This window comes from Burkholderia sp. RF7-non_BP4, assembly GCF_001521935.1.
Classification (GTDB): domain Bacteria; phylum Pseudomonadota; class Gammaproteobacteria; order Burkholderiales; family Burkholderiaceae; genus Burkholderia; species Burkholderia diffusa.
This window is the reverse complement of record NZ_LOTA01000055.1, coordinates 80486-88938: the sequence shown is the minus strand read 5'-3', so window position 1 is coordinate 88938 and position 8453 is coordinate 80486. Positions and strand designations below refer to the sequence as shown.

Here is an 8453-nt window from a genome sequence, read left to right as displayed (position 1 = left end):
GAACAGGACCGTGAAACGACTCTACGCCGATGATAGTGCGGATTCCCGTGTGAAAGTAGGTAATCGTCAGGCTCCCTCAAGCCAAGAACCCCCGCCCGAACAGGCGGGGGTTTTTGCATTGGGGCGGCGGAAACGCGCGCGGAATGGCGAGTGCAAGGCGGCTGGAGCTGACGCACCGAAGGTCTTGCTCCAGGTGCCCACGGTTCTCGAGCAATCCGCCACTTCGCACCACCGAGATCGTTCGGCACCCCTTATCCAGATCAGATCAGTCCGCGACCAGTTAGCGCCAGTCAATGTCGATGAATCTGGCAAAGGTGCTGTAATGCCCGACGTTGTTCGATGATCGTCGAACAACGTCACTTTCCGGCAAAAATCCCCCGACTTGATGTTCCCGTCCCGCCATTCGGTGACTGCGGCACGATATCGTCATAAAAATCTATGCGCATAAAGTCCATTTGCGCGACATGCCCGGCAAAGCAGATAAGCAGCCCTTCAGGGTAATATCGCCGTTCATCCCGATTCCCGGTGTTCATCTGCATAAGCCGGCACTCGGTGTCCTTCGCATTCCGTTTCCTGCACCGTTCATGACCGACAGCCCCGCACAAAGTGGTCGGACGACCGACTTCTTGCCATACCTGGTCGCTGCAACGTTCTTCATGGAGTATCTCGACACGACCGTGATCGCGACTGCGCTGCCGCAGATGGCGCACTCGTTCGGCGTCGGGCCGAACGCGCTGAGCCTCGGGATGACGGCCTATATGCTGGCGCTCGCGGTGTTCATCCCGATCAGCGGCTGGATCGCGGATCGTTATGGCTCGCGCACGGTGTTTGCCACCGCCATCTTCGTCTTTACCGGCGCGTCGGTGCTGTGCGGGCTGTCCGAGGGTGTGATGACGTTCACAGCCGCGCGTCTGCTGCAGGGTGTCGGCGGGGCGATGATGGTGCCGGTCGGACGGATGATCGTCGTTCGCAGCACCGAGAAGGCTAAGCTGATGCGCTCAATCGCGACGATCACGTGGCCGGGCATTGTCGCGCCGGTCGTCGGGCCATCCATTGGCGGCTTCATCACGACCTACGCGTCATGGCGATGGATCTTCCTGCTGAATGTCCCGTTCGGCATTGTTGCGCTCGTCTGTACCTGGCTGATCGTCCGGAACACGCGTGCCGACGAGCAACGACCGCTCGACTGGGTCGGCTTCGTGCTGGCAGGCGCTGCGCTGACCTGTCTGCTGATCGGTACCGAAGCGGCTGGCCAGCAGGACGTCGACTTCACGCGCGCGGGTATTCTGGTGGGCGCGAGCGTGCTGTTCGGCATCGCCGCGTGGATGCACGCGCAACGCTGTGCGCATCCGCTGCTCGATTTCACGACGCTGAAGGTGCCGACATTCTCGGTGACGGTGATCACCGGCTCCATCACGCGGATGGCGATCAATGCCGTGCCGTATCTGCTGCCGCTGCTGTTCCAGATCGGCTTCGGGCTGTCGCCGTTCCAGTCCGGCCTGCTGCTGCTCGCCAGCGCGCTCGGCAATCTCGGAATGAAGGCGGGAACGTCGTGGATCCTCGATCGATTCGGTTTCCGGCGCGTTGCGCTCGTCGACGTGACGATCGTCGGTCTCTTCACGATCGCGTGTGGCTGGCTGACAGCGTCGACGCCGCTGGCGATCACGCTGTTCGTCGTATTCGTCTACGGTCTCACGCGGTCGATGCAGTTCACGACGCTCGCGACGCTGGCGTATGCGGATATCCCGGCTCGACAGACGAGCGCGGCCAGCACGCTGTGGAGTGCTGCACAGCAGATGACGATCGGGATGGGGATCGCATTCGGTGCGTTGTCGCTGCGGCTCGCGGCGTTGGTGCGTGGCGACGCGGCCGGCATGCATTACGTGCTCGACGACTTTCGCTGGGCGTTCGTTGCGGCGGGCGTGCTCGCGCTGCTGACGTTGCCCGGTTATGCGCGGCTGGCTTCCAATGCTGGCGATCGCCTGCGGGCAAATGCGGCCCGCGGGTAAGCAGGACTTCTCATTGCATTGGCGTCGCGACGGGTGAGGGCTTCAGTTTTTTGTCGCTCACTTGAAACGTCGATCCGTCATGGCGACGATCGTCTGCAGGACAGTGTGCCCGTCGCCCGTCACCATTGGTGATGCGCGCACCATGCGGCATCACGGCACAACGATCCTCGCGCAATGATGTGCGGTGCTTGTTGCGCAAACTCACCCGCATACCGAATGGCGCGACAACATCACGTTGCACCCCGCAGGCTGTCACTGCGCGTCATGGAAGATGATGCCGACCGTGTGGCGGTGGCCGCTTCGGATTCTGCTCACGCCATGGCGCAAGTTGACGCGGTAGACGCCGCGCGTTCCCTGCACGGGCCTGCCGTGGACGGCGAAGATCACCGCGTCGCCTTGTGTGAGCGGCACCACTTCCGCGCGTGACTGCATGCGTGGTCGCTGTTCCGTCAGCACGAACTCGCCGCCCGTGAAATCCCGACCAGGTACCGACAGCAGGATAGCGACCTGAAGCGGAAAGACATGCTCGCCGTACAGGTCCTGATGAAGGCAGTTGTAGTCGTCGGGACCGTATTGCAGGATCAGCGGCGTCGGTCGTGTCTGTCCCGCCGCGTGGCAGCGATCGAGGAATGTCCGGTGCTCTTTCGGATAGCGGACGTCGATCCCGAGCGCCTGGTTCCAGCGATTGGCGATCGGCGCGAGATGCGGGTAGAGCGTCGCGCGCAGCTCGGCGACGACCTCGGGCAGCGGGTACGCGAAGTACTTGTATTCGCCGCGCCCGAAGCCGTGCCGTGCCATCACGACGCGCGAACGATAAAGCGCATCCCGCGGATAGAGCGAGGCGAGCGCATCGCACTCGTTCGCGGAGATCAGGCCCGGTACTCGCGCACATCCGTAGCGATCGAGCTCGATATCGACGGTCGGCCAGTCGATTGCATCGACGCGTTGCGCGATGTCCGCCGATTCGACGGCAGGTTGCAGATTGGCGATATTCACGGGCGTACCTCGGTTCGTCAGCGGTGTGGCACCGTCCGGTCGCGCGGAATATTCGCAAGCGTCGCGTGCACGGTTGAAGCCACGATGAAAGTTGATGAACCCAGTCTAGCGGCGTCCGTGTGCCGGCGCGCTCCAGATCTTGCTCTCCAATCCGGAAAGGCGGAAAAGGCAACGACGTGGCACGGCCCCATCGAATGCCGAGACGTGTCGAAGCGGAGAAGGGACCGTGAAATTTTCCACGGCAGGCGACCGGCTTTCACCGGCCAGCTCCCGTTTACCCGATCACGCCACTGACCGGAACAACCAGTAGAGCCCGCCTGCCAGCACGATTGACGCGGGCAGCGTCAGCACCCACGCGAGCACGAGGCTGCGCACCGTGCTCCACTGCAACCCGGATCCGTTCGCGGCCATCGTGCCCGCGACGCCCGACGACAGCACGTGCGTCGTCGACACGGGCAGCCCGTACACGTCGGCGGCGCCGATCGTCAGCATCGCGACGAGTTCGGCCGACGCGCCCTGCCCATACGTCAAATGCTGCTTGCCGATCTTTTCACCGACGGTCACGACGATCCGCTTCCAGCCGACCATCGTGCCGAGGCCCAGAGCGATCGCGACGGCGACCTTCACCCACGTTGGAATGAACTTGGTCGCGTGGTCGAGTTGCTTGCGATAGTTGTCGATCGCGAGCTTGTCGTCGGCGGCGAGCGCCGGCTGCCCCGACTTCTCGATCAGGCGAATTGCTTCGGACACCAGATACATCGTGTTGCGCACGTTGTCGACGTCGCGTTGCGGCACCGCCGCCATCGACCCCGACACGCCGACCGCGGTCGCGAGCGACGTCGACAGCTGTTGCACGGCAGGCAGCACGGCGGGCGTCAGTTCACGATGCTGCACGTAGTGCTCGACGTCGGCGCGCGGGTTCGCGGACGGCGCGACGCCATTCGTGTACTTCCCGAACGTCGCGGCAGCCTGGTTCGCGACGGCGACGAAGGTCTGCGTTTCGGCCGGCGTGACGGCCTTGTTCAGCGCATACGCGGTCGGCACCGTACCGATCAGGATCAGCATGATGAGGCCCATCCCTTTCTGCCCGTCGTTCGATCCGTGCGCGAACGACACACCCGTGCAGGTCAGGATCAGCAGGCACCGAATCCAGAACGGCGGCGGTTGATCCTTCTGTGGCTCCTTGTACAGCTCGGGAATCCGCACGAGCGCTTTCAGCACGAGCAGCAGCAGTGCCGCGCACAGGAAGCCGACGATCGGCGAAAACAGCAGCGACTTGCCGACACCGAGCGCCTGGCCCCAGTCGACGCCGCTCGTGCCGGACGGCCCGTGCATCAACTGGTTCATCAGACCGACGCCGATGATCGACCCGATCAGCGTATGCGAGCTCGACGACGGTAGCCCGAAATACCAGGTCGCCAGGTTCCACATGATCGCGGCGATCAGCAGCGCGAACACCATCGCGAAGCCGGCGCCGCTTCCGACCTGCAGGATCAGCTCGACCGGCAGCAACTGCAGGATGCCGAACGCGACGGCGCCGCTCGAGACCATCACGCCGAGGAAGTTCCACATGCCGGACCAGATCACCGCGACGTTGGGCGTCAGCGAGTGGGTATAGATCACGGTGGCCACCGCGTTCGCGGTGTCGTGGAAGCCGTTGACGAATTCGAAGCCGAGCGCGATCAGCAGCGCGGCGCCGAGCATCAGGTACGGGAATAGCGACCCTTCGCGGACCGGCGACAGATCGGCGATCAGGTGCGTGGCGATATAGGCGGCGCCGAACGCGAGCACCAGCAGGAACACGGCATAGCCGACCTGCCTGGTGCGTGCGACTGAACCCGGATTGTTCGATGCGGACGAAGCAGGATGATTCATGACGGCATCTCGTAAGGGAACCGCGTCCGATCCTAGCTTTCGCTAGCAGTCAGTTTGATGACAGTACGGATAGCGAATCATGGTCTTACGGATGTGTAAGGGGAAGGCGCCGTGACGTCGTGACGCAACTTGGCGTGCAAGGCTCGCGTCGTCGTCCATATAGTGAACACCAGCCTGCGCACCGGCATGCGGGCCGTCGAAAGTGCGCAGTGTGCGAGCGCGGCTAGCGCAGCATGCGTGGCGCGCTCCATGTCGATTCGCGCGCCAGCGCGACGAATGCGGCCAGATAGTCGATCGACGCATCCGCCTCGCGGATGCCGAGGAAGATCTGTTTCGCGATGCCCTTCTTGCCGAGCTTCACCGGCACGACCGGCATCCGGTCCGCGTATTCATCGGCAAGCCACCGCGGCAGCGCGGCCACGCCGCGCCCGCTTGCCACCATCTGCAGCATGATGTCGGTCGTCTCGATCGACTTGTGGCGTCTCGGCACGATGCCGGCCGGCGTCAGGAACTGGTTGTAGATGTCGAGCCGGTCGGTCTCGACCGGGTAGGTGATGAGGACCTCGTCGGTCAGCTGCTCGGGCGTCACGTAGTCGGCGTTCGCGAACCGATGCGCATCCGCGACCACCAGCACCTGCTCGTAATCGAACACGGGATCGAAGCGCAGCCCCGGCTTGTTCAGCGGATCGGGCGTCACGAGCACGTCGATGTCATGGCCGAACAGCGCGCCGATGCCGCCGAACTGGAAGCGCTGCTTCACGTCGACGTCGACGTCCGGCCAGCGCGACAGATACGGCGACACGACCTTCAGCAGCCACTGGTAGCACGGATGGCACTCCATCCCGATGCGCAGCGTGCCGCGCTCGCCCTTCGCGTACTGCTTCATCCGCTCCTCGGCGAGTTCGAACTGCGGCAGCAGCCGGTTCGCCAGCTTCAGCAGATACTGCCCGCCCTGCGTGAGCCGCAGGCCGCGTCCTTCCCGGTCCCAGATCGGCGTGCCGAGCTGCTGCTCGATTTTCCGGACGGTATGGCTGAGCGCCGATTGCGTGAGATGCAGCGCATTGGCGGCCGCGGTCAGCGAGCCCTGGCGCTCGACTTCGCGGATCACGACGAGATGGAATCGTTCCAGCATGGAGATCGTTCACCCAGTAGATACATGAACAGATTTAATGGATGAATGAAATAATGCCATTTTATTTCATGGGATGAAATCCCTATGATGGCTGCCGGATCTTCAATTTCTTCTGGATGGCAGCTTCATGGTTACGACACACAACCTCGGTTTTCCGCGCATCGGCGCGAAGCGCGAACTCAAGTTCGGTCTCGAACGCTACTGGAAGGGCGAATCGTCGCGCGACGAACTGAAGGCACTCGGCGCCGAACTTCGCCAACGCCACTGGAACGACCAGCGCGACCTCGATCTCGTACCGATCGGCGATTTCGCGTTCTACGATCAGGTGCTCGACATGAGCTTCACGCTCGGCAACCTGCCGAAACGCGTGCAGGACTTCCATGGCGATGCGCTCGACAACTATTTCCGCGTCGCGCGCGGCCGTTCGGCGCAGTCGGCGGAAGAACACGCGGCATGCTGCGGAGGTGTCGCGGCCGGTGAAATGACGAAGTGGTTCGACACGAACTATCACTACATCGTGCCGGAGTTCCACGCGGACACGAACTTCTCGCTCGATCCGTCGCGCCTGCTCCAGCAACTGGCGGAAGCGCAGGCGCAGGGCGTCGCCGCGAAGCCGGTGATTCTCGGCCCCGTCACGTATCTGTGGCTCGGCAAGGCGAAGGACGATTCCGATCGCCTCGCGCTGCTGCCGAAGTTGCTGCCGGTATATGGCGCGCTGCTCGACACGCTGACCGCGCAGGGTGTCGAATGGGTGCAGATCGACGAACCGATCCTCGTCACCGAGCTCGACGCCGAATGGCGCCTGGCGCTGCGCACCGCGTACGACGCGCTCGAGACGCGCCGCATCAAGCTGCTGCTCGCGACGTACTTCGGACAGCTCAAGGAAAACCTGACGCTCGCGGTCTCGCTGCCGGTCGACGGCCTGCATATCGATGCGATCAACGCCCGCGACGAAATCGATGCACTCGTGCGCGAACTGTCGGCCGACCGCGTGCTGTCGGTGGGCGCGATCAACGGCCGCAACATCTGGAAGACGGATCTGAACGCGACGCTCGACTGGCTCGAACCGCTCGCGAAGCGACTGGGCGATCGCCTGTGGCTCGCACCGTCGTGCTCGCTGTTGCATGTGCCGGTCGATCTCGCGAACGAGGAGAAGCTCGACGCGGAGATCCGTGCATGGCTCGCGTTCGCGCTGCAGAAGCTCGACGAACTGAAGGTGCTCGCGACCGCGCTGAACGAAGGCCGCGACAAGGTGGTCGACGCGCTCACCGCGAACGCTGCCGCGATCGACGCACGCCGTCGCTCGCCGCGCGTGAACAACCCGGCGGTGAAGGCCGCGATCGCGCGCATCGATGCGCAGCTCGGCAATCGCGCGAGCCCGTACACGCAGCGCGCGCCGAAACAGTCCGCGCGCCTGAACCTGCCGGCGTTCCCGACGACGACGATCGGCTCGTTTCCCCAGACCGCCGAGATTCGCCTGGCGCGCAGCCGGTTCAAGGCCGGCGCGCTGGATGAAGCCGGTTACCGCGAGGCGATGCAGGCGGAAATCGCGCGCAGCGTGCGCGAGCAGGAGTCGCTCGAGCTCGACGTGCTGGTGCATGGCGAAGCCGAACGCAACGACATGGTCGAATACTTCGGCGAGCAGCTCGACGGCTACGCATTCAGCCAGTTCGGCTGGGTGCAGTCGTACGGTTCGCGCTGCGTGAAGCCGCCGATCCTGTTCGGCGACATCAGCCGCCCGAAGGCGATGACGGTCGAATGGATCGCGTATGCGCAGTCGCTGACGAACAAGCCGATGAAGGGCATGCTGACCGGCCCGGTGACGATCCTGAACTGGTCGTTCGTGCGCGACGACCAGCCGCGTTCGGTGTCGTGCTGCCAGCTCGCGCTCGCGATCCGCGACGAAGTGCTCGATCTCGAGAAGGCCGGCGTGCGCGTGATCCAGATCGACGAGGCCGCGCTGCGCGAAGGGTTGCCGCTGCGCCGCGCGCAATGGGACGAGTACCTGGAATGGGCGGTCGAGTCGTTCCGCATCGCCGCGAACGGCGTGCAGGACGATACGCAGATCCATACGCACATGTGCTATTCGGAGTTCAACGACATCATCGCGTCGATCGCCGACATGGACGCGGACGTGATCACGATCGAGACGTCGCGGTCGGACATGGAGCTGCTCGACGCGTTCGACAGCTTCAGGTATCCGAATGAGATCGGGCCGGGCGTGTACGACATCCACTCGCCGAACATCCCGACGCAAGATCACATCGTCGGCCTGATGAAGAAGGCGGCCGAGCGGATTCCGGCGGAGCGCCTGTGGGTGAACCCGGACTGCGGGCTGAAGACGCGCCAGTGGGCGGAAGTGATTCCGGCGCTGACGAACATGGTTGCTGCCGCGAAGACGCTGCGCAGCCAGGTGCGATAACGCGCGAAAGCTGGGCGAA

At 63.8% G+C, this 8453-nt stretch carries 6 protein-coding genes; 2 read left to right on the top strand and 4 right to left on the bottom strand.

Going from position 1 to position 8453, the window contains the following annotated elements; all coding sequences use genetic code 11:
- Positions 1-356: 356 nt before the first annotated feature.
- Positions 357-539, bottom strand: coding sequence for a hypothetical protein (locus WS49_RS35185; protein ID WP_156441421.1), 183 nt, complete (start codon positions 537-539; stop codon positions 357-359).
- A 45-nt stretch (positions 540-584) separates the two neighbouring features.
- On the opposite strand from WS49_RS35185, the gene WS49_RS20475 reads away from it, so the two are divergent.
- A complete protein-coding gene (locus WS49_RS20475) occupies positions 585-2009 on the top strand; it encodes a DHA2 family efflux MFS transporter permease subunit (RefSeq protein ID WP_059532652.1) in 1425 nt (474 codons plus the stop codon).
- A gap of 252 nt (positions 2010-2261) precedes the next feature.
- Here WS49_RS20475 and WS49_RS20470 read toward each other — a convergent pair whose 3' ends face one another.
- From WS49_RS20470 to WS49_RS20460, 3 genes are all read right to left on the bottom strand, one after another.
- Positions 2262-3005: a 2OG-Fe(II) oxygenase gene (locus WS49_RS20470; protein WP_059532649.1), complete on the bottom strand. Its 744-nt coding sequence runs from the start codon at positions 3003-3005 to the stop codon at positions 2262-2264.
- 282 nt (positions 3006-3287) lie between these two features.
- Positions 3288-4880 (bottom strand): inorganic phosphate transporter, encoded by a 1593-nt coding sequence (locus WS49_RS20465; protein WP_059532646.1) that lies wholly within the window; start codon positions 4878-4880, stop codon positions 3288-3290.
- A gap of 223 nt (positions 4881-5103) precedes the next feature.
- On the bottom strand, positions 5104-6012 hold the full coding sequence (locus WS49_RS20460) for a LysR family transcriptional regulator (RefSeq protein WP_059532643.1): 909 nt from the start codon (positions 6010-6012) through the stop codon (positions 5104-5106).
- A 127-nt stretch (positions 6013-6139) separates the two neighbouring features.
- Between WS49_RS20460 and metE the strand changes: the two genes are divergently transcribed.
- Positions 6140-8434, top strand: coding sequence for a 5-methyltetrahydropteroyltriglutamate--homocysteine S-methyltransferase (metE, locus tag WS49_RS20455; protein ID WP_059532640.1), 2295 nt, complete (start codon positions 6140-6142; stop codon positions 8432-8434).
- The last annotated feature ends 19 nt before the right edge of the window (positions 8435-8453 follow it).

What these genes read in the sequence shown, in the direction of transcription:
- WS49_RS35185 (WP_156441421.1), bottom strand. Translation starts at nt 539, where the DNA reads ATGCAGATGAACACCGGGAATCGGGATGAACGGCGATATTACCCTGAA.
- metE (WP_059532640.1), top strand. Translation starts at nt 6,140, where the DNA reads ATGGTTACGACACACAACCTCGGTTTTCCGCGCATCGGCGCGAAGCGC.
- WS49_RS20475 (WP_059532652.1), top strand. Translation starts at nt 585, where the DNA reads ATGACCGACAGCCCCGCACAAAGTGGTCGGACGACCGACTTCTTGCCA.
- WS49_RS20460 (WP_059532643.1), bottom strand. Translation starts at nt 6,012, where the DNA reads ATGCTGGAACGATTCCATCTCGTCGTGATCCGCGAAGTCGAGCGCCAG.
- WS49_RS20465 (WP_059532646.1), bottom strand. Translation starts at nt 4,880, where the DNA reads ATGAATCATCCTGCTTCGTCCGCATCGAACAATCCGGGTTCAGTCGCA.